The sequence below is a fragment of the Arthrobacter sp. A2-55 genome (assembly GCF_025548615.1).
GTDB lineage: Bacteria > Actinomycetota > Actinomycetes > Actinomycetales > Micrococcaceae > Specibacter > Specibacter silviterrae.
Window position 1 is genome coordinate 18,328 of the sequence record NZ_JAJLOZ010000042.1, and the last position, 20,500, is coordinate 38,827.

The following is a 20,500-nucleotide window of genomic DNA, read 5'->3' on the forward strand; positions in this document are numbered from 1 at the left end:
GGGGTTAAGGGAACTTGAAATCCGCCAAAACCGGAAATGAAATCAACGCCCCCCGGCCGCGCGGCCGGGAGGCGTTGACAAAGCGGGTGCCGGGCTCAGCTGCCGGAGTCGGGACGCCCGTTGCCCCGGCCATTGCCGGTGTGCGTGATGGCCGCGACGGTGCCGTTCTGTTCGTTGAGCAGGACCAAGTCGCTGCGCTGGTGGTGGAAGTTGAACATGTTGGCCAGGGAGCCTGCGGTGGCGTCGGCTGACGCGTCGCCGATCTGCCCGGTGTGCCAGTTGTCCTCGATGAAGCGCAGGATCGAGGACTGGTTGCTCTCTGTGTGGTCCACGAAGTTCTTCTTCGCATAGGGGGAGATCACCAGCAGGGGCTGGCGCGGGCCCGGGCCGCAGCGGTCGGCATAGCCTCCGCCCATCGGGACGCCGGCGGCTGCTGCGTTTTGGCACCAGGCGGCGTCGTCGGCGGTGTTGGAGGAATTCTTCACGGTCGCGGCGACGTGGTCGTACCAGCCGTCCGAGTCGTCATAGGCAATGACCACGGCCGTGCTGTCCCAGTTCTTCGACTTTTGGATATTGTTCACGGTGGCGGTGATGAAGTTCTGCTCATCGAGCGGGTCCGAGTACGCGGCGTGCCCGTCCTGGGACATCCCGGCCTTCAGGAAGGACACGGCGGGCATGTTGTCCGTGTTGACCACATGGTTGAAGGCGGTGAGGTCGTACTGGTGGTTTGCCTGGCCGTTGTGCCCGATCTCCGCCGGCGAGGCAGGTGCCAGGTGGTGCGGGTTGGCGGTGGAGGCGTAGTACTGGAAGGGCTCGTGGTGAGGGGAGTAGTCGGTCACTTTAGCGCCGGCTGCGTTGCCGTGGGAGGACAGGCACGACGCCGGGCTGCCCGCGGTTGAGGGGGTGGTTGGGGCAAACCCGCCCTGGAACCAGCCCCACGAGACGCCCTTGGCGTTGAGGAGGTCGCCAACGTTTTTCCCGGTCATGGCGGCCAGGTTGTTGGCACTGGCGTGGCTGTTGTTGGAGCAGTCGTCGTAGACGGGATCCGGGTCGTTGGTGACCGTTCCGATCCCGTTCGCGTCGGGCTGGCGGACCGTGTAGCTTCCTGCCGCCGGGGTGGCCACGGGGGCGCCGGCGGCGGAGAACTCCTTGACGCCGTGGGTCTGGCCCGCGACCAGGTTCAATGCACCCGGTGTGGAGGGGCCAAGGGTGGTGCTGAAGTGGTTGTCGCTCATGGCGTAGTTCTGGGCGTAGTTCCAGATGCCGGTGACGGTGTTGCCGTCGTAATAGTCCATGGTCAGGCCGGGGCGGCCGAACTGGTTCGCCCCGCAGCTGTCGCGGCTGGTGAATTGGACGAACTTGTCCATCAGCCCGGCGTTGTACGCCTTCTGTTCCGAGGTGTAGCCGTGGTCCTGGTCGCAGGTGACGGCCTGCATGGGGGAGAGCCGGGCCGGCTGGATGGAATTCGGGTTGTTGGGGGCCAGCAGCCCCGCATTCGCCAGCGTGTTGATGCCCTTCGGCGTGTTCTTCGCCGCCGTGAACGCCGGTGCTGCGATTCCGCTGCCCTGCTGTGTTTCGCCCGGCGTGTTTGCGGCCTGCGGGTACGTCGCGAAGTAGTGGTCAAAGGAAACGTTCTCCTGGAAGATCACCACCACGTGCTTGATGGGCGTGGCGGTGCCGTGCGGGCTTTCGCCGGCAGTCCCCGGCGCGGCGCCTAGGCCCAGCAGGCTGGCTGCCAGCAGGGAAACCCCGGCCACGGCGGCCGTTGACGCCGCGGCCGCCCGTTTGCGGCTGGAAGGTTGTTTGAATTCAGGCATGGAATGGTCCAATCGTTGCCGATCTGGTGCCGGTAAGGAATGCCGGCCTTTGACTGCACGGGAGCCCAAAACACTCCAATATCCCGTGCACGGCAACACTAGGTCCCCACCATGAATTCGGGGTGAACCCGGGGTTTCAGGGAGCGGAACCTTCAAAGCGGTTCGGCCGCGCAGGGCGGCACGCAGCCTGCCCCGGGCCGCCGAAATCCGCCGTGGCTAGGGTTCCTTGGTCAGGACTTCGAACTCTTCGACCCCCAGGACCTCCATGTGCTGCCCTGCCGTGGTCTCCGTGCGAATCTTCTCCACGGCCTGCTCGCTGCCGGCGAGTGCGGCCTCGTCATCCCAGAGGGTCACGGACAGGGACTTGCCGTCCTTGCCCAGCAGGTAGTAAATCCCCTTGCAGCCGGCCAGGCCAAGCACCTGGCTGACGGTGGCAGCTGACGGTGCTCCGGTGCTCCCGGGGCCTGGACGGTAGGTGCTGACTCTTGCGAACATCGATTCCTCCACTGTAGCGGCGACGTGTTCCCAGCCTCCCGTGCCCGAAACGCCGTCGGGCCGCAGGGCTGCTCCCACGGGGCGTGTGCCCCTCCTACAAGTTAGGGTCCAAACGCGTCCGGGCGGGCGATCTCCGAGATGGAGCCCCTGTACCAACGCTTCGATGCCTTCGTCACCATTAGTTCGGGTGAGGCACCGGAATTCCGCGCGCACGACTCCCGCGCATTCTGGCGGCGGGCCAACCACTTCACGGCGGCAAACGTCACGGGCCAGCCTGTGCTGGCCCTGCCCAGCGGCTTTGGCCCGTCCGGATTGCCGCTGGGCATGCAGCTGCTGGGGCGGCCGTTTGGGGAAGCCGTGATTTTGCGGATCGGCCACGCATACCAAAGGGCCACGGAGTGGCACCTGCGGCACCCCGCACTGGTTCCCCATGCAACGGCCCCACCCGTCGAAGAACCGGAAACCCTCACGGAACCGCACGGGGAGGCGGTGGCGGCCCTGCGTGCCGAATGCACGACGGCGGCCGGACGGGCCGGGCTGGACTTGGACGCGCGGATGCTTGCCCAGCTGCTCGACGGGGCGCCGTACGCCCTCGCAATGGCCGACCGCATGCCCCGCGACCACAACTACGCGGAAGCGCCGGCCAATGTTCTCACCCTGCAGTCCCCATGACTGCCACCCTGTACCGCGTCAACTCCCCGGACCTGCCGCAGCCACCGGCGTGGCAGTCTGCGGGCCCGCAAATTCTCCGCTCCCAGCGAAAGGCAGTCCATGTCAGTCACCCTCGCCCAGGCCAACCAGGCCATTGCAGCCGCCATCGGGAAGGCGCACGTCCTGGGCATCAACATCAGCGTCGCCGTATGTGACCCAGGGGGCAGGCTGGTGGCCTTCGCCCGGATGGACGGCAGCCATTGGGGCGCCGGCTACGGCTCGCAGGGCAAGGCGGTCGCCTCCGCCGGGTTCGCCAGGCCCAGCGGCCTGCTGGCTGAGCGGGCGGCGGCGCCCATCATGGGCGGCATCGCCCAGGCCGAGGGCGGGCACATGTTCTATGCCAAGGGAGCGGTGCCGATCTTCATCGACGGCGCCCTGGCAGGGGCATGCGGCGTGGGCGGCGGCACCGGCGAGCAGGACGAGGAATGTGCCGTTGCCGGGTCAACAGCCGTGCTGGGGTGAAGCACCCGGTCCAGCCATCCAGAAAAAGGAATAGCCCATGATTTACGAATTCCGTTCCTACCAGGTGGAGCCGGAGAATGTCCCGGAGTTTGAGCGGCGGTTCGGGCAGGCCTACCCCGACAGGGAGGCCTTCTCGCCCCTGGCCGGATTTTGGCACACCACGGACGGGCCGTGCAGCGAAGTGGTCCACGTGTGGCCGTACCGGGACCTGGCGGAACGCACCCGTCTTCGGGCCCTCGCGGCCCAGCACCCCAACTGGCCGCCGGCAACCGGCAGCTTCGTCAACCGGATGATGGTTGAACTGGTCCTCCCGTTCGATTTTGTCCAGGGTCCGCAGCCTGGCAGCCCAGGGCCGTTCTATGAGATCAGGTACGACTACTTCAGGGTCTGTGACCTGCGTGCCGCAGGGGAGGCCTGGTCCCGTGCGATCCAGGAGCGCAGCCTGACGGAGTCCCTGGTGGTTGCCGGGCGCCTGGAGTTTGGCCAGAGCAACGGGATTGTCCAAATATGGGCCCGTCCGCAAGCAGGCATGGGCCCCATGGTGGGAACCAACCCCACCGGCGCCCATGATGGTCCGGCGCCGACGTCCACCGTGACCAAGCAGCTGGCCCCTGCGGCCTTCTCACCCCTGCAATAGCACGCCGCGCCGGGCTACGGGGCAAGGCCCCACAGCTCAGGACGACGGCGGCGTGCCCGGGGCCTCATACAACCGGGAGACCACCTCGGCAACACAGCCGGGCTTCTTCGCCTCCCCGTTGAATTCCTGTTCGACGGTGACCTGGACGGTTGACTGTGCCCAGTTTTCCTGGCGGTCAAGGGCCACCAGTTTGATCCGGCCGCGCACCCGCGAACCGGACAGGACCGGAGCCGGGTAGCGGACCTTGTTGGAGCCGTAGTTCACGCCCATGGACAACCCGTCCACCCGGTAGGTGTCGAACATGAACCCGGACACCAGGGAAAGGGTCAGGTACCCGTGCACCAGCGTGGTGCCGAACGGCCCCGCTGCCGCCCTTTCCGTGTCGACATGGATCCACTGGTGGTCGTTGGTTACGTCAGCGAAGGCATTGATGTCCGCCTGGGTGATGGTACGCCATTCCGTGACGCCAATTTCCTCACCCACGTGCCCGGCGAAGTCGTCAATGCCGTTGAAGGTCCTCATGCCTTGGGCCCGCCAGCCACATACAGCACTTGGCCGGAGACAAAACCGGCATTCTCGGACGCGAAGAAGGACACGGCGTTGGCAATGTCCGCGGGCTTGCCGGTGCGGCGCACCGGGATGGCTGCGGCGGCCTTGGCCGTGAATTCCTCGAAGGTGATGCCCATCCGCTGCGCCGTGGAGGCCGTCATCTCGGTTTCGATGAAGCCCGGGGCGATCGCGTTGGCCGTCACGCCGAAGGGCCCAAGTTCCAGGGCCAGGGTCTTGGTGAACCCCTGGAGGCCTGCCTTGGCCGCGGAGTAGTTGGCCTGGCCGCGGTTGCCCAGCGCCGAGGTGCTTGAGAGGTTGATGATGCGCCCCCATTTTGCCTCGACCATGTGCTTTTGTGCGGCGCGGGACACCAGGAAGGAGCCGCGCAGGTGCACGTTCATGACCAGGTCCCAGTCGGTGACGGACATCTTGAAGAGCAGGTTGTCGCGGATGATGCCGGCGTTGTTGACCACCACCACCGGTGCGCCGAGTTCGCTGGCGGTCCGGGCGACGGCGGCGTCCACGGCGGCTTCGTCGGAGATGTCTGCCACGATCCCGATGGCCCGGTGCCCGGCAGCCGTCAACTCGGTGGTGAGGGCGTCCAGTCCCTTTTGGTCGAGGTCGATTGCGGCAACCTGGAAACCGTCGGAGGCCAGGCGCCGGGCAATGTCGGCGCCGATCCCGCGTCCTGCACCCGTGATGATGGCCGTGCGCTGCTGTTCAGTCATGTAGAAACCCGATTCCCTTGTCTGCTGTGACGCTGTTTTAACGGTAGGTGATCCACGAATGTGGAAGGTGGGCGTGGTCGTTGAATGTCACCATTGTCTGCCCCGATGAGCCGGAGACAATCTTGGTAACGCCGGAATTGACCGTGACCCGGTTGAGCGCCAGCCATTGCGGGAATCCGCCGTCGAGGAGACGGGCGGCTGCCCAGGCGATGGCGCCGGAGCTGGAGACAACCAGCGCGCTCTGCCCCGATGCGAGCCCGTCAAGGGCGCTGGTGAGTGCCGCGTCGACGCGGCTGGTGAAGGCGGAGTACGTCTCACGGTAGTCGCCGTCGTGCTCGCCGGAGGCCCAGCGGGTGGAAGCCTTCTCAAGCAGCCGTTGGAAGGCGCGCGAGTCAGTCCGGGCCTGCGGATCGTCCGCGGGGCAGGCGCCGATCAGCTCGGTGGCGTTGAATTCGTCCCAGCGCGGGTCGATGCCGGCCGGCGTGGTCCAGCCGGCTGCTTCGACGAGCCCTTGTGCCGTTTGGCGCTGCCGCAGCATGGCGCCGGTGACAATGCGCACCGGAGAGGCGCCTGCCTGCATGAGGGCGCTTCCGAGGGCCTGGCTCTGTTCCCTGCCGCGCGGCGACAGGCGGTCATAGTCTTCGGTGCCGAAGGAAGCCTGTCCGTGCCGGACCAAGTAGAGAACGCTCACATGCATGACCCTAACCAACAGCGGGTCCCGGAGATACCCTCGCGCCCCTATCGGGGTGAAACGGAGGGACAATCCCTGTTGCCCAATCCGGCAGCCGAACTATTCCCCGGCAGCCTCGGCCGAAACCAGGGGGTCGGGCCCGCGAGGGGGCAAGGGGCCGGCAGCTTCCACCGGGAATTGGTTCCGCACCCAGTATTCGTAACCGCCGATCATTTCGCGGACGTCCAGGCCCGCGGCGATCAGCCGGCGTGCCGTGTGGGTTGCCCCGTTGCAGCCGGGGCCCCAACCGTAGACAATGTAGCGCCGCTCCCGGGGCAGCAAGGCCAGTGCCTCTTCGAGCCCCGCCACGGGCAGGTGGAGTGCACCTGCCACGTGGCCGTGGTCCCAGGAAAGCTGTTTGCGGGTGTCGACGATGACGGCCCCGCCAGCCTGTGCTGCGGCGGCTGCGACCACGTCAATTTCGTAGGCCAGCTTTGCGTCGACGAAGGCGAGCAGCTCACTTTGGGTCACCATGGGGCGCCTGCCCGCCGCAGGCCCATGCCTGGTTTTCCGGAGGCGACGGCGCCGCGGCGCAGCACTGCCTGCCCTGCCACCAGGACGTCGTCAATTCCCACGGACTCGCCCAGCGGATCGTCATAGGTGGCCTGATCGGCAACGGCGAGCGGGTCGACAACCAGAAGGTCCGCCACCCAGCCGGGGGAGACCCTGCCGCGCCGGCCCAGGCCGAAGCGGGCTGCAGGCGCCGTTGAAAGGTGGGCTGCTGCCTGTGGCCATGACCAGGTGCCCGTTTCACGCACGTATTGGCGCAGGTACCGGGCGAAGGTGCCCCGGGCCCGCGGATGCGGGTGTGCGCCAATGAAGATGCCGTCGGAACCGCCCATGTGGCCCTCCTGGGAGAAGATGGCGGCCAATTCGGCGACGGGGCGCCGGTGCCGCACGGCCATGACGGCGTTGACGTCCAGGCGTGATGCGGCCAGCACCTCCAGGCTGAAGTCGATGGGGTCGGTGCCGGCGCGTGCGGCGGCTGCCTCGAGTGTCAGCCCGTGCGCCCAGGCATAGCCGGCGGCGCCGATGTGGGCGAGGGTGATCATGGACGGCCAGTCGGGGCCAAGGCTGGCATTGCGCTCAATGGAGGGGAACCAGTCGCGGCGCAGGCGGGCCCGTTCGGCGGGGTCGTTCAGTGCCTTCACCACCGTTTCGGCAGGCTGCACGGAGAGTTCGTGGGGCAGCAGCGGCATGGCCAGCAGGGTGCAGCCGCGGGTGTAGGGGTACGCGTCAAAGGTGGCATCCACGCCCGCGTCCCGGAGGTACCGCAGCTGGGCATCGATGATGTGCGCCTGTGCGTGGAAGTGCGATATGTGGATGCGGGCGCCAGACACGGACGCGATGTGGGCGATCTCGGAAATGCCCGCGGCCGAGTTGGCCTCGTAGCCGCCCCTCATGTGCGTGACATACACGGCCCCGGCATCAGCCACCGGGGCACAGAGTGCAGCGATCTCATCCGCCGTGGCAAAGATTCCGGGCACGTAGTCCAACCCCGTGGACAGGCCGACGGCGCCCTCCTCGAGCCCCTGCCGGACCAGGGCGGCCATGGCGGCCGTCTGGGTGGGGGTCGCGGGCCCGCTGGACCGCCCGCACACTTCCGCCCGGACGGTGCCCGCGGGGACGAGGTAGGCATAATTCAGCCGTGACCGTCCGTCAACGGCGCCGAGGAGTGAAGCCACTCCGCCGCCGCGGTACTGCGGGTGCGCTCCGTTGATGGCGGCAAAGTACCCGCTGGCGTAGCTGCCGTCGCCAGGTGCGTAGGAGACCCCGTCCTGCCCGGCAATCACCGTCGTCACACCCTGTTTCAGCAAGGCCCGCTGGACTGCCTCGTCCTCAATGAATCCGTCGGCGTGTGAGTGGACGTCAACAAATCCGGGCAGCACGTACCGTCCGCGGCAGTCAATCGCGTCATCGCCTGCCAGCTGGGGCAGGTCCCCTACCTCAGTGACGGCCTCACCGACAATGCCGACGTCGGCCGTTCGCATTCCCTGGTCATCTACGACGGTTCCGCCGCGCAACACCAAACGCATGGTGAGTTCCTTTCGGGGGTCGACTCTTAGAAAAAGGTGCGGACCAGTTCGACGACGAGGTCGCTGTCCTGTGAGGCGGTCATGGGCAGGTAGTGCCACTTGTCGAATGTCGTGCAGGGATGCGAAAGCCCCAGGGAGACCACCGAACCAAGCCCCAGGTCCCGGCCGCTGTGCACCAGATAACTGTGCTGGTCGTTCATGGCGGGAATGCTTGAGCCGGCCAGCGGCGTCCAGGGGCCTTGCAGGTCCGGCGCCTGCCGGCGGGGGATGGGCAGCCCCTCGTCGAAGGGGAAGTCGCGCTTGCCGCCGTCGAGCAGGGAAAGGCCGGGCTCCGGGTGGGACACCACGCGGGCAATGCCACGCATGGCCGGAAGCAGGCGGCCCGCCCCGGCCCCGTGCGGCCCTGCCTGGCCCGCCGGGCGTCCCTCGTCGAGCGGGGAAATCCGGCGGTAGAAGCCGTCGTCGTGCGTAATGTAGGCGCCGCTGCGCAACGTCCACAGGGTGTGCGGGTCCGCAGCAATGGCGTCCCCGTACACCTCGGCGACAACGTCGAAGTAGGCGCTGCCGCCGGCGGTGACGAAAATGTCGCCGTCGTCGTACAGCCCGCCCAGCGCCCGGTGCAGTTCGAGTTGTTGCCATAGGTAGCGCCGGACGTTCGCCAGTGTCTCCTCCGAGCGGTCATGCCCGAGGGAACCTTCGTAACCGCCGACGCCGGCCAGGCGGAGCACGTCCGAGGCGGCGGCGCGCCGGGCCACCTCAAGGCCTTCGGCGACAGACCGGGCACCGGTGCGCCCGCCTGCCGCACCCAGTTCGACGCACACATCCACCGGCCGGGGCAGGTCAACGCCGCGCAGCTCATGTTCCATGGCCGCGATGGTGGCCACGGAGTCTGCCCAGCAGACAAACCGGAACTGCGGATCGGCCAGTTCACCGGCAAGGTAGCGCAGGGAGCGGCCGTCGACGACGGCGTTGGCCAGCATGATGGAGTCCAGCCCGAAACTGCGTGCGGTGCGCACCTGCCCCATGGTGGCCAGGGTGATGCCGGTGCTGCCCGCGTCGAGCTGCCGCTGCCACAGCTGCGGGGCCATGGTGGTCTTGCCGTGCGGCATGAGTTGCAGCCCCCGGGACGAACACCACCTGGCCATGACGTCAACGTTGTTGTCAATGGCTGACTGGTCCAAGGCAACCAGCGGCGTCCAGAATTCGGCGAGACGGGGCCGGGTGGCCAAAAATTCCGTCACGGTCATGCCAAACGCGCGTTCGGGGATCCCCTTGTCGCGCGGGGAAAGGCGTGCTTCCCCGAGTTCCTCCAGCCGCAGCTTCCTGGTTGCCATTCCTGCCCTGTCCCTACTTGCTTTCCGGAACGGCGGCGACCACGTCGATTTCCACGAGAATGTCCGCCAACTGCGACCCCACCGTGGTGCGCACGGGATAGGGCTCGGAGAAGAATTCCTGGTAGGCGTCGTTGAACTCGGCAAAGTCTGCCAGGTCGGCGAGGTGCACCGTGGTCTTGACGCAGTGGTCCATGGTCAGCCCCCGTTCCTTGAGGATGGCCTGCACATTGCGCAACACCTGCCGCGTCTGCTCGCCCACGGAATCGGGGACGGCTCCGGTGACGGGGTCCTGCGGCCCGAAGCCTGCCGTGTAGAAGAATCCGTTTGCCTCAATGCCCTGGCTGTAGGGGCCGGCGGGCTGCGGAGCGTTGGTGGTGCGGAACGCGGTCTTCGGGGTGAAGTTCATGAATGGTCCATTTCTGTAGGTGGTGCGGCTGTGCGGCTGGCGTTCCTTGCAGGCAAGGCTACGCGTGCAGCCGTCCTGCGTTCTCGACGTCGGGCCGGAACGAAGCATAGGCGGTTGCAACAATGCCGATGACACAGATGACGGCAGCGTAGACGATCACCGGCCACACGCTCCCGAACGCCGCGGCGAGGGCTGTTGCGATCAGGGGCGCAAAGCCGCCGCCGATGGTGTTGGAAATCTGGTAGCCGATGTTGACGCCGGTGGTGCGTGCCTCGACGTCGAACATTTCAACGAGCATCGTCTGAAGGGTGCCCTGCATGGCCACGCCGGGAATGACGAAGCCGATGATCATGCCCAGCCAGATGAGTATGGCCACCTCGGTTCCGTAGAGCACGAAGGCGGGGTAAATGAGCAGGGCAAAGCCAATGCAGCCGCCAATGTAGGTCTTGCGGCGGCCGATCTTGTCCGACAGGGCTCCCCACAACGGGGCCGCGAAGATTTGCAGGACTCCCACGATCATGGTTCCGATGAATCCAACCTGGGCGTGGGTGCCCTTGGACACCATGTAGGCCAGCCCGAAGGTCAGGATGATGTAGCCGGCGATGCTCTGAGGCAGTCCAATGAGGATGCCCAGGATGGCGTTCTTTGGGTGGCGGAAAACCTCCTTGAGGGGGGACTTGCGTTCCTGCGGCTTGTTGGCCCGGGCTGCGGCTAGTTCCTTGAACTCGTCCGATTCCTCCAGCTTGGAGCGCAGCACGATGGCCACGACGGCCAGGACCAGTGCGAACACGAACGGCATCCGCCAGCCCCACGCGATGAAGAACGAATACGATCCGGCCCCGACCAGCGTCATGAGTCCGGCCGAGGCGACATTGGCAATTCCCGCGCCGCTGATCAGCAGCGCCCCAAACAGTCCGCGGCGGCCGGCGGGTGCGTGTTCGACAACCAGGGTCGCGGCACCGCCCATCTCGCCGCCCACGAAGAGGCCCTGGCACATGCGGAAGACCAGCAGCAGGATCGGGGCGGCAATGCCAATGGCATTGGTCGAGGGAATCAGGCCGATGGCTGCCGTGGAGAGGCCCATGCCGATGACGGTGATCATGAGTGCCGTCTTGCGGCCCAGCCGGTCGCCGATGTGGCCAAAAATGAGGCCGCCAACCGGGCGCAGCAGGAAGCCGAACGCGAAACTGGCGAAGGATGACAGTGTTCCCACGACTGCATTGTCATTGGGGAAGAACACTGTGGGGAACACGGTGGCCGAGGCCAGCCCGTAGAGGTAGTAGTCGAAATACTCCATCAAGGTTCCGACCGCACCACCGGCAATGGTGCGGCGCTGTTTTGCCGAAATCGTCGATCTCCACGACGCTTGCTGCGCCTGGTGGGTTACTGCCATGGGAGCCTCCTTGCCCGCCTCAATGAATTCCTGGAGCCGCGGGCTGTGCCGCGACGTGTTTCAAATTAGCAGGGCTTGAACAATATGTCTACGGCTTTTACAATTTGTATATATTGTTTCGTGCGTATAGGACTGACATATGACTGAGGACTTTATGGCGGCGAGTGCAGCCCCAGCCGGCGTGGACCAGCTGGCCCACATGGGGACGTATGAGTCCGTGGCCGACATTCTGGTGGTGTTCCGGCCTGTCATGCACGCCATGGCTGCTGCCGCCGGACCGGGCTGCGAGGTGGTCCTGCATGATCTTTCGGCCCCGAATCCGGATCTCCGCCACACCATTGCAGCCATTGAGAACGGGCATGTCACGGGGCGTGAGATAGGGGGCCCGTCCTCGAGCCTGGGCGCAAGCGTGATCCACAACCAGTCTGCTGACCACAATGCCTTTGGCTACCGGGGCATCGCCAGCGACGGGCGCCAGCTGCGCTGCTCCTCCGTGTACTTCCGCAACGCTGCCGGGCGGATCATTGCCGCCCTGTGCATCAATGTCGACGTCAGCGCCATCCACCAGGCGCGGGCCATTCTGGGCGGACTCCTGCCGCAGGAAGCGGCGAATTTCCCGGAACAGCCCAACGAATACTTTGGCCGGGACCTGGTTTCCGTGATGGATGTGATGATTGCCGAGGCCATCCGGGAAGTCGGCAAGCCGGTGGGGCAGATGAGCCGGGATGACCGCATTGCTGTGCTCACCACCTTGGACCAGCAGGGGGTGCTGCAGATGCGCAAGGGCATTGAAAGGATTGCGGCGCGCCTGGACATCTCCAGGGTCACCGCCTACTCCTACCTTGACGAGGCCCGCAGCCAGGGCCTGGACCCGGCCACGGCCGCTGCGGAACGGTAGGGAAATATGCCACGTGCAGCCGGGACCAACTGACCCAAACGGGTGTATGGTTCAAAAATCCCCGGTCCGACGCCGAACGGGGGTTTGTGAAGGAGCATCCCTTGACGCAAAATGGGCTTGGCATCGAATCGTGGCCGCCTCCGGTCGCAGCGCTGCTCTTGGACCTGAGCGCGGATTTGGCCTGTGTGGCTGGCTATGACGGCATTTTCCGGGAAGCCACGGGCGACTGGGAGGGGCTCCTTGGCTGGACGGAAGAGGATTTGTTCTCCCGCCCCTTCATGGGTTTTGTGCACGGGGATGACGCCCGGGCCACGACGGAACAACTGGACGCCGCACGGGGAGGGACCGGCATCGTCCATTTCCAAAACCGCTTCATTGCCGCAGACGGGTCGAGCCGGTGGCTGTCCTGGACAGCCGTCGGAATGCCCGGGGAGCAGGCCTTCCGGGCCGTGGCGCAGGACCTCACGCCGAAGCACGACGCCGAAGTGCGCGGACGTGAGAGCGACCAGCGCTATCTGGACCTCATCGAGTCCGCCCACGACATTGTCCAAAGCATCCTGCCCGACGGCCACTTTGATTTCGTCAACCGCGCCTGGCACGACAACCTCGGCTACACCCTTGAGGATCTGCCCGGGCTGACCCTTTTCGACATCGTCACCGAGGCCGACCACGAACACTGCTCCATCCTCATTGCCCAGATCATGAGCGGAAAGTCCTTCGACCAGGTGGAGGTGACGTTTGTAGCCAAGGACGGGCACACCTTTCCTGTCGAGGGGAACGCGACAGGGAGGTTCCGGGACGGGCAGTTCGTTGCTACGCACACCTTTTTCAGGGATGTGAGCGACCGAAAGAAGGCGGAGGCACTGCAGGCCGCCTACCGGCGCCAGTTGGAGGATGAGGTCGCGGAACGTTCCGCAGCGCTGGTCCAGAGCGAAAAGCTGGCCACCCTTGGGCGCCTCAGCGCAGGCATGGCCCACGAACTGAACAATCCGGCCGCTGCTGCGCGGCGCGGGGCGGCACTCCTGGAAGAAACCTTTTCCAGGACCTGCTCGGCCCTGCTCACCCTGGCCCGCGCAACGCAGGACCCCGCCGAAGCCAAGCAGCTTGCCAAGCTCATGGAAGCCGCCGCGGCACACCCAAAGGACTCCGGCCGGCTGGACCCGCTGGACCGGGGCGACCGTGAGGACGAGGTGGGGGACTGGCTGGCGGCCCACGGGCTCGCCGATTCCTGGGATGCTGCGGGCTCCCTTGTCGAACTGGGGATGGCCGCGGCGGACCTTGACGGGTTGGCAGCAACGTTCGCCCCGGGCCGCCTGGAGGCAGCGATCACGGCCCTGTCGGAGGCGCACAACGCGTATGGCCTCATCGCCCAGATCGGGCACGGGTCGGCACGCATTTCGCAGATCGTGGGCGCGCTCAAGGACTACAGCTACATGGACCGCGCACCTGTGCAGGATGTCGACGTCCAGGAAGGGCTCAACGGAACGCTCGTCATGCTCGCGTCCAAGCTCAGGCTGGGCATCGAGGTGGTCCGCGACTACGGTGCCGATGTTCCCCGCATCGAAACCCTGGGCAGCGAACTGAACCAGGTGTGGACCAACCTCATTGACAATGCTGCCGATGCGATGGACGGTGCCGGGCACCTGACCATCCGCACCCGGACCGCCGAAGGCGGGGTCGCCGTCGAGATCGAGGACGACGGGCCCGGCATTCCGCCCGAGGTGGTGGGGAAAGTGTTTGAACCGTTCTTCACCACGAAGCCCCCGGGCCAAGGGACCGGGCTGGGGCTGAGCATTGTCTCCAACATGGTCCGGGGCATGGGCGGCACCATTGACGTGGTGTCTGCGCCCCGGCACACCGTGTTCCGGGTGTGGCTGCCGCTTCGGCTGCCCGACACCGGAGCCACCGCGGGTGACACGCACAACGGGAGGCCGGCATGACTATGAACGCAGCGGCGCCGCAGCGGCCCGTGATTCTCGCCGTCGACGACGACCCAGCTGTCCTCAGTGCGGTGCGAGGGGACCTGCGCAGCCGGTACGGGCGCCACTACCGGGTGCTGACGGCGGCTGGCGGCGCCGAGGCCGTCGGCACCCTCAGGCAGTTGAAAGTCCGGGGCGACGCGACCGCCGTCGTGGTCTCTGATCAGCGCATGCCTGGGGTTGCCGGGACAGAGGTGCTCACTGCTGCCCGGCAGCTGTTCCCCGGGGTGCGCACAGTGCTGCTCACCGCCTACGCCGACACGGAGGTGGCCATTGGGGCCATCAACGACCTTCACCTTGACTACTACATCCTCAAGCCCTGGGACCCGCCCGAGGAGCGGCTGTTCCCCGTCATCGACGACCTGCTGGAAGACTGGCACGCCAACAACCAGCCCAGTTTTGCCCTGACACGGGTGGTTGGCAGCCGGTGGTAGGCGCGCACGCATGAGGTCCTCGACTACCTGCAGCGCAACCAGATCCCGATGCAGTGGTTCGACGTCGACGCCAGCCGGGAGGGCCGGCAATTGTTTGAGGCTGCAGGACAGGACGGGCTGCCCCTCGTCATCACCCCGGATGGCACAGCCCTCCACGCCCCCGACGTGGCCGCCCTGGCTTCGGCGCTGGGCCACAAGACCCACGCCGACGGCGAGGTCTTCGACCTGGCGATCATTGGGGCAGGGCCCGCCGGGCTGGCTGCCGCCGTGTACGGGGCCAGCGAGGGCTTGCGGACAGTCTGCCTCGAGGCAATGGTCCCCGGCGGGCAGGCGGGGCAATCCTCACGCATCGAAAACTACCTGGGATTTCCGACAGGGATTTCCGGGGCCGACCTTGCCCGGCGGGCCGTGACACAGGCCCGGAGATTCCAGGTGCAGCTGCTGGCGCCGTCGCCCGCCGCGGGCCTTGACCTTTCGGGACCGTACCCCCGGCTGGAGCTGGCGGACGGTGCTGCCATCAGCGCCGGTGCCGTCATACTGGCCTGCGGAGTCGCCTACAACAGCCTCGGCGTCCCCGGCAGCTCCGAATTGGAGGGCCGCGGCGTGTTCTATGGGGCCTCACTGGGCGAGCGCGACACCGTCCGCGGTGAGGACATTGTGATTGTGGGCGGGGCCAACTCGGCCGGCCAGGCGGCCGTCTACTTCTCCGAGTACGCGCGCTCCGTGACCATCCTGTGCCGTGCCAGCGAGCTTGGCGCCAAGATGTCCGCATACCTCGTGGAGCAAATTGCGGGGTGCGCGAACATCACTGTCCGTTGCGGGACATCCGTGCTTTCGGTTGAGGGTTCGGAACGCCTGGAGGGCGTGGTCATTCACGATGCCGCCACGGGCGTCAGCGAACGCCTGCCGGCGTCGGCGCTGTTTGTCTTTATCGGCGCCCTGCCGCGCACCGACTGGCTGCCGCCGCAGATAGCGAGGGACGGGCGCGGATTCATCCTCACGGGGCCCGCGCTGGGCGGGCGGCGCCACCGTACGGCCGACGGAGACCGCGATCCGTTCCTGTATGAGACGAGCGCAGCGCGCGTTTTTGCCGTCGGGGACGTCCGGGCCAGCTCCGTCAAGCGGGTTGCCTCCGCAGTGGGCGAGGGGTCGGTGGCCGTCCAGTTTGTCCACCAGGTCCTGCATGGCTGAAGGCGGGACGGGGCAGATGGATTGTTCTTGAGCCGGCGGGCCATCCGGGCCCCGACTTTCACTGGAGATAAGGATATTTTCGATGAGTAGTGCGAACACGGGCCAGGCCAAGGGCCGGGGGCTGGAGGTACGGTCGATTGACTATGTGCCGCTGAGCGAACGCCACGGGAAGGTCTCCCACATTGGGCCCCTGTGGTTCATGAGCAATGCCCAGATCGCCACGCTTGCCGTGGGCCTGATCAGCATCACGACCGGTGGAAACCTGGTCTGGTCACTCATTGCCATCGCCGCGGGGACCTTGGTGGGGACCTTGTTCATGGCGGCCCACTCATCGCAGGGGCCGCAGCTGGGCCTTCCGCAAATGATCCAGTCCCGTCCTCAGTTCGGCTACATTGGGGCCCTGCTGGTGTGGCTGTTCGCCTATTTGCAGTATGCCGGCTTCAACATCTTCAACACCGTCCTGGCCGGCCAGGCCTTGGCCGGATCCGTCCACAGCGGTTCGGTCAACGTGTGGTTCTGGGTGGTGACGATTGTCGCCGTCGTCGTGGCCCTTTTTGGCTATGACCTCATTCATGGCTTTGAGCGCTACCTGACGTACCTGACCATCGCCATGCTGGCCCTGCTGACGGTGGCGGTCGTGACCCACCTCTCCATGCCGGCCGGGGCCTTCGACCTGGCCGACTTTCACCTGGTGCCCTTCCTGGGCCAATTGGGCGTTGCCGCCGGCTACCAGATTTCCTGGGCCATCTACGTTTCCGACTACTCCCGCTACCTGCCGCCAACGTCAGCGCGTGGCACCTTCCGGTGGACCTTCTGGGGAAGTTCACTTGGCGGCATCTGTGTGATGTTCCTCGGCGCCTTCATCGCCGCCGCGGCAGGCAAGAACTTCGACACCATCGGCTCGATTCAAGCCACCGCGGGCAAGCTGTTCCCGGGATTCGGATCAATTGCCCTGTTCATTGCCGCCTTGGGCCTGGTCTCAGTTACCGCCCTGAACATGTATGGGGGTTCGCTCACGCTGATCTCATCGATCGACAGCGTGCGGACCATCCGGCCCACGCTCAGATTGCGGGTGGTGACGATTTTGATTACGGCTGCGCTTTCGCTGGTCTTCGCCAACCTCGCCTCCGCCGACTTCCTGGCTAACTTCAACGACTTCCTGCTGCTGGTCCTGTACTTCTTCATCCCGTGGACGGCCGTCAACCTGACCGACTACTTCATCGTCCGCAAGGGCCACTATGCCATCGCGGAGATCTTCAAGCCCAACGGCATCTATGGGCGGTGGGGCTGGCCGGGAATCATCGCCTACCTGGTGGGGTTCGTCGTCATGATTCCCTTCTTCTCGGCCGGCGCGCTCTTCGTTGGCCCAGTGGCGGCTGCCATGAACGGGGCCGACATCTCGCTGTTCATCGGGCTTCCTGTCTCGGCAGTTCTGTACTGGCTGCTCACCCGGAACATCGATGTGGCCGGCGAGGCTGAACTGGCCCGGGCACAGGCCGCTCAACTGGAAGAGGCGGCCCACGAGCACATCCTGCCGTAGCCCGGGGACTCCGACGTCAGTTCCCCGGGTTGCCGGCCGTCGGAAAATTTGGCGTCTGCCACCTCTCGCCGGTGGCCGTGATGGCGAAGGCTTCGACGCCCGAAAGCCCGCTGATCCAGGATTTCGCCTTGTCGCCCATGGCGAGTGCGGCCGTGGCATAGGCGTCCACCGTGGTCAGGTGCCGGCCCGTGACGGTGATGCTGGCCAAAGCCGTTGCAGGCCGTCCGGAGATGGGGTCAATGATGTGCTGTCCGCGTTCCGCAGTGCTGGAGGTGGCAACAGCCATGTCCGTGCCGGCGACAGTGGTGGCCAGGGCGGTACGGCGGAAGGGGTCAGCGATGCCAATGGTCCACGGCCGGCCGTCCTGAGGCTTGCCAAGGAGCTGGATGTCTCCTCCTCCGTTCACGGCGTGGGCGGTTGAGCCGGCGGCCTGGAGCATGGTGGAGGCCCGCTCGACGGCCCAGCCCTTGACCATTCCGGACGGATCCAGCCCTCCCGGAAGCCGGGCCGTGAAGTATCCGCCACTGTCGCGGGAGGCTTGTTCGCACAGCTCAAGGACTTCATGGACTTCGGGACTGCACTCCCCGAGCTCGAGACCGCCGCGGTCAAGTAGTGAAATTTCGCTGTCGGGCCTATAGGTGGAAAACATGGCGTCCATGCGGTGGAGCCAGTCAACGACACCCTGCAGTGCGTGGGCGCTGACGCCCGGCGCACGGATGTCGAAGGAAAAGACAGTCCCCATGCACGGCTCCACCCGGCGCATGGGCCCATGATCGAACGCACGGCTTCCCGGCTTCACTTGATGCCGATCTTGTCCAGCGCGCTCTGCAACGACGTCAGGTAGCCTTCGCTCGTGTAGGTCCCCCCGGACACCATGTCGACGTGCGCGCTTTGGGCCGTGAGCACTTCCTGAGTGAGTTGGGGTATGGCATAGCTGTTGATTTGCTGGTCGCGGCGGTTCCCGGAGGGGACTTGAATGGCTGTCACGTCCGTGATCTTGGTCCCCGTGACGGTCACCTGCACCTGGACGGGCCCATACTGGGTTTCCACCGTGGTGCCGGTAAGCGTGCTGGTCCCGGTGGCCGGTGCCCCGGTAGCCGGCGCGCCGGTGGCCGTGGGGCCGCTCAAGGGTTGCCGGCTGGCGCCGGCGGTGGGCGAGGAGGCCGCGACCGGTCCCGTGCTGGTGGTTTCCGGCATGGGGTGTGTCTTGAATCCAAGCAGCAAAACTATCCCGGCAATGGTGGCGGCTATGGTGACAATGGCGCGTTTCACGGGGCGCTCCTACAGCTCGAAGGATTCGTGGTGGATCTGCCGCGGGCGAACACCCGCAGCCCGCAGGCCCTTGATGGCCTCCGCCGTCATGCCAGGCGGTCCGCAAAGGTAGACATCCCTGTGGGCAAGGTCGGGCACGGCGGCGAGGAGGCGCCTGGCCGCGAGCGGATTGGCATTGCCGGAACGGTGGGGGCCGACGGCGTAGTAAACCCTTGTGCCCCTCGTCGCGGCGATGGAGTCGAGTTCGGAGCGGAAGAGCACATCGGATTCGGAACTGGCCCGGTACATCATGAGCACCTCGCCGGGCACTCCCTCAAGGGTTTCAAAGAGGGCGCGCAGGGGAGTGATCCCCACGCCGCCGCCCAGGAGCAGGACCTTCCGGCGGCGCCGGAGCCTGGCAGTGAATGCCCCGTATGGCCCTTCGGCGACGACTCTTGTTCCGGCCCGCAGATACCGGAGCTGGTGGCTGTGTTCGCCCAGGTCCTTCACCGTGATGCGCACGCTGTTGGATGCGGCGGGGGCGGACAGTGAGAACGGGTTGGCTGCCCACCATGAATCCCTGGTGAGGAAGCGCCACCGGAAGAACTGTCCTGGCTCGGTGGCCAGTTCCTCCAGGTGGCGCCCCGAAATGACAATGGACACAACCCCGGGTCCCTCGGCGTACACCTGCGCAACCCGCATGCGGTGGCGCAAGGCCTGGCGGAGGGGGGTGAGGATCCGGTGCCACAGCAGCAGCGCCCCCACGGCAATGTACAGGGCCGACCACAGGATTCGGGCCGGCAGGTTGTTGATGAAGTCCGCGCCCGTGGAAAATTGGTGGCTGAAGGCCAGCGCCACGGCCAGGTGGGTGTAGAAATGCAGGTAGAACCAGGTTTCATACTTCAGCCGGGCGCGGGCGGCCCGGGCCGAGACCATCCCCACGCCCAACAGCAGCAGCCCGGCCACCGTTGCAGCGAGCACGTCCGGGTAGCTGAGGATCAGCACCACGCCCTGGTGCAGGAAGTTGGTGTGGGAGGTGACCGCATAGCCCCACGTGATGAGAAGCCCGTGAGCCACGGTCAGTCCGACGGCGTAGCGCCCGCCCATGGCATGCCAGCGGGACAGCCGGTCCGTCCCGACGCCGCGGTCCAAGGCGGGTATGCGGGACATGAGGGCAATGAGCACCACCACGGCATAGCCGGCCATCAGTCCCGTAATCCGCCCGGCCCCGGTCAGCCAGTCACCAAGCCCGGAAACATTCGGCGTGTCGAACCACCACAAACTGAGGACGGCGGCCGCTCCGGCCCAGACCAGCCACAACACGGCGGCGGGACGGACGCACCTGATTCGGCCATGCACCCTGTCCGCTCGTGGCAGGGCCTGCGCCCGCAGCATATTGACCACTTGCCATTCTCCGCTCCGTGAAATGTAGGCGAGGCAACTCTTGGGCCGCCCCTGGAACACAACCCCACGGAGAGAATTTATGTGGTGTACCCGATTTCTTTCCGCCAAGCATCTGGGAGCCTGCTGTGACTTCGCGGCCGTGGGCGGTGGCCGGCATGAGTTATGGCGGGCGCCAGGCCTGGTGAGAAGTGCGCCGGCGGGCCAATACCCGGGTGATGCCCGAAATCCGCCAACATGACCCACAGTGTCGCCGCACGGAGGACCCAGTTCGAGGCTTCAGAAGTTACGTTGAAAGTCATCTTGAGAAGGGGATGCGCAGAACGTGGGTGGGCATCGTGCCAAAAGACGACTCCGAACAGTCTGCACCCATAACGGGGATTTGATTGGCCGCTGTGTGCACCACTGGACGGTTCGGACGCTGGTAGGGTCAGGAACCAGGCCCCATGCCCGGGGGCACCACATGGTTGGCCCCTGAACCGGCCACCTCGATGCGCAATATGGTGGA

Annotated in this window: 21 protein-coding genes; 8 read left to right on the forward strand and 13 right to left on the reverse strand. The window is 66.1% G+C overall.

Annotated features, from left to right (window positions below; translation table 11 throughout):
- Nucleotides 1-95 precede the first annotated feature (95 nt).
- Both LPN03_RS12485 and LPN03_RS12490 read right to left on the reverse strand, forming a co-directional pair.
- Nucleotides 96-1,817, reverse strand: a complete 1,722-nt coding sequence (locus LPN03_RS12485; protein WP_165182425.1) for a phospholipase C — start codon at nt 1,815-1,817, stop codon at nt 96-98.
- Between the two features lie 216 nt (nt 1,818-2,033).
- On the reverse strand, nt 2,034-2,390 hold the full coding sequence (locus tag LPN03_RS12490; RefSeq protein ID WP_262454452.1) for a hypothetical protein: 357 nt from the start codon (nt 2,388-2,390) through the stop codon (nt 2,034-2,036).
- 60 nt (nt 2,391-2,450) lie between these two features.
- Here LPN03_RS12490 and LPN03_RS12495 point away from each other — a divergent pair, with 60 nt between their 5' ends.
- From LPN03_RS12495 to LPN03_RS12505, 3 genes are all read left to right on the forward strand, one after another.
- The gene (locus LPN03_RS12495; protein WP_262454453.1) at nt 2,451-2,984 is read left to right on the forward strand and encodes an amidase family protein; all 534 of its coding nucleotides are present in this window, start codon (nt 2,451-2,453) and stop codon (nt 2,982-2,984) included.
- A gap of 99 nt (nt 2,985-3,083) precedes the next feature.
- Complete coding sequence (locus LPN03_RS12500) at nt 3,084-3,485, forward strand: GlcG/HbpS family heme-binding protein (RefSeq protein WP_262454454.1); 402 nt, start codon at nt 3,084-3,086, stop codon at nt 3,483-3,485.
- Nucleotides 3,486-3,522: 37 nt separating this feature from the next.
- A complete protein-coding gene (locus LPN03_RS12505) occupies nt 3,523-4,122 on the forward strand; it encodes an NIPSNAP family protein (protein ID WP_262454455.1) in 600 nt (199 codons plus the stop codon).
- A 36-nt stretch (nt 4,123-4,158) separates the two neighbouring features.
- Here the strand turns inward: LPN03_RS12505 and LPN03_RS12510 are convergent, their stop codons facing one another.
- The 8 genes from LPN03_RS12510 to LPN03_RS12545 all read right to left on the reverse strand — a co-directional run bounded on the left by LPN03_RS12510 (nt 4,159) and on the right by LPN03_RS12545 (nt 11,298).
- Nucleotides 4,159-4,644, reverse strand: coding sequence for a MaoC family dehydratase (locus LPN03_RS12510; protein ID WP_262454456.1), 486 nt, complete (start codon nt 4,642-4,644; stop codon nt 4,159-4,161).
- On the reverse strand, nt 4,641-5,399 hold the full coding sequence (locus LPN03_RS12515) for an SDR family oxidoreductase (RefSeq protein ID WP_165182429.1): 759 nt from the start codon (nt 5,397-5,399) through the stop codon (nt 4,641-4,643). The genes LPN03_RS12510 and LPN03_RS12515 overlap by 4 nt, the downstream gene beginning before the upstream one ends.
- 37 nt (nt 5,400-5,436) lie before the next feature.
- A complete protein-coding gene (locus tag LPN03_RS12520; RefSeq protein ID WP_262454457.1) occupies nt 5,437-6,090 on the reverse strand; it encodes a histidine phosphatase family protein in 654 nt (217 codons plus the stop codon).
- A gap of 99 nt (nt 6,091-6,189) precedes the next feature.
- Nucleotides 6,190-6,603, reverse strand: coding sequence for a rhodanese-like domain-containing protein (locus LPN03_RS12525; protein WP_262454458.1), 414 nt, complete (start codon nt 6,601-6,603; stop codon nt 6,190-6,192).
- The gene (locus LPN03_RS12530) at nt 6,597-8,165 is read right to left on the reverse strand and encodes an N-acyl-D-amino-acid deacylase family protein (RefSeq protein WP_262454460.1); all 1,569 of its coding nucleotides are present in this window, start codon (nt 8,163-8,165) and stop codon (nt 6,597-6,599) included. Before LPN03_RS12530 ends, LPN03_RS12525 begins: the two co-directional genes overlap by 7 nt.
- Nucleotides 8,166-8,191: 26 nt before the next feature.
- Nucleotides 8,192-9,499, reverse strand: a complete 1,308-nt coding sequence (locus LPN03_RS12535) for an amino acid aldolase (protein ID WP_262454461.1) — start codon at nt 9,497-9,499, stop codon at nt 8,192-8,194.
- A 13-nt stretch (nt 9,500-9,512) separates the two neighbouring features.
- The gene (locus LPN03_RS12540) at nt 9,513-9,905 is read right to left on the reverse strand and encodes a RidA family protein (protein ID WP_262454462.1); all 393 of its coding nucleotides are present in this window, start codon (nt 9,903-9,905) and stop codon (nt 9,513-9,515) included.
- 58 nt (nt 9,906-9,963) lie between these two features.
- Complete coding sequence (locus LPN03_RS12545; protein ID WP_262454463.1) at nt 9,964-11,298, reverse strand: MFS transporter; 1,335 nt, start codon at nt 11,296-11,298, stop codon at nt 9,964-9,966.
- 139 nt (nt 11,299-11,437) lie between these two features.
- On the opposite strand from LPN03_RS12545, the gene LPN03_RS12550 reads away from it, so the two are divergent.
- The 5 genes from LPN03_RS12550 to LPN03_RS12570 all read left to right on the forward strand — a co-directional run bounded on the left by LPN03_RS12550 (nt 11,438) and on the right by LPN03_RS12570 (nt 17,340).
- Nucleotides 11,438-12,196, forward strand: a complete 759-nt coding sequence (locus tag LPN03_RS12550) for a transcriptional regulator (RefSeq protein ID WP_262454464.1) — start codon at nt 11,438-11,440, stop codon at nt 12,194-12,196.
- A 101-nt stretch (nt 12,197-12,297) separates the two neighbouring features.
- Entirely contained in the window at nt 12,298-14,136 is a 1,839-nt protein-coding gene (locus LPN03_RS12555) for a PAS domain-containing sensor histidine kinase (protein WP_262454465.1), read from the forward strand.
- A complete protein-coding gene (locus LPN03_RS12560; protein ID WP_262454466.1) occupies nt 14,133-14,609 on the forward strand; it encodes a response regulator in 477 nt (158 codons plus the stop codon). The genes LPN03_RS12555 and LPN03_RS12560 overlap by 4 nt, the downstream gene beginning before the upstream one ends.
- 48 nt (nt 14,610-14,657) lie before the next feature.
- Nucleotides 14,658-15,800: an NAD(P)/FAD-dependent oxidoreductase gene (locus LPN03_RS12565; protein WP_262454467.1), complete on the forward strand. Its 1,143-nt coding sequence runs from the start codon at nt 14,658-14,660 to the stop codon at nt 15,798-15,800.
- Nucleotides 15,801-15,882: 82 nt separating this feature from the next.
- Nucleotides 15,883-17,340 carry a purine-cytosine permease family protein gene (locus LPN03_RS12570; protein WP_262454468.1) on the forward strand — a complete coding sequence of 486 codons (1,458 nt, stop codon included), beginning with the start codon at nt 15,883-15,885 and terminating at the stop codon, nt 17,338-17,340.
- A gap of 16 nt (nt 17,341-17,356) precedes the next feature.
- On the opposite strand, the gene LPN03_RS12575 is transcribed toward LPN03_RS12570, so the two are convergent.
- Genes LPN03_RS12575 through LPN03_RS12585 form a run of 3 tightly spaced genes read right to left on the reverse strand, consistent with a single transcriptional unit; the run spans nt 17,357 to nt 19,986 of the window.
- The gene (locus tag LPN03_RS12575; protein ID WP_262454469.1) at nt 17,357-18,082 is read right to left on the reverse strand and encodes an FAD:protein FMN transferase; all 726 of its coding nucleotides are present in this window, start codon (nt 18,080-18,082) and stop codon (nt 17,357-17,359) included.
- Between the two features lie 53 nt (nt 18,083-18,135).
- Nucleotides 18,136-18,612, reverse strand: coding sequence for an FMN-binding protein (locus LPN03_RS12580; protein WP_262454470.1), 477 nt, complete (start codon nt 18,610-18,612; stop codon nt 18,136-18,138).
- Nucleotides 18,613-18,621: 9 nt separating this feature from the next.
- Nucleotides 18,622-19,986, reverse strand: coding sequence for a ferric reductase-like transmembrane domain-containing protein (locus tag LPN03_RS12585; RefSeq protein WP_262454473.1), 1,365 nt, complete (start codon nt 19,984-19,986; stop codon nt 18,622-18,624).
- Between the last annotated feature and the right edge of the window lie 514 nt (nt 19,987-20,500).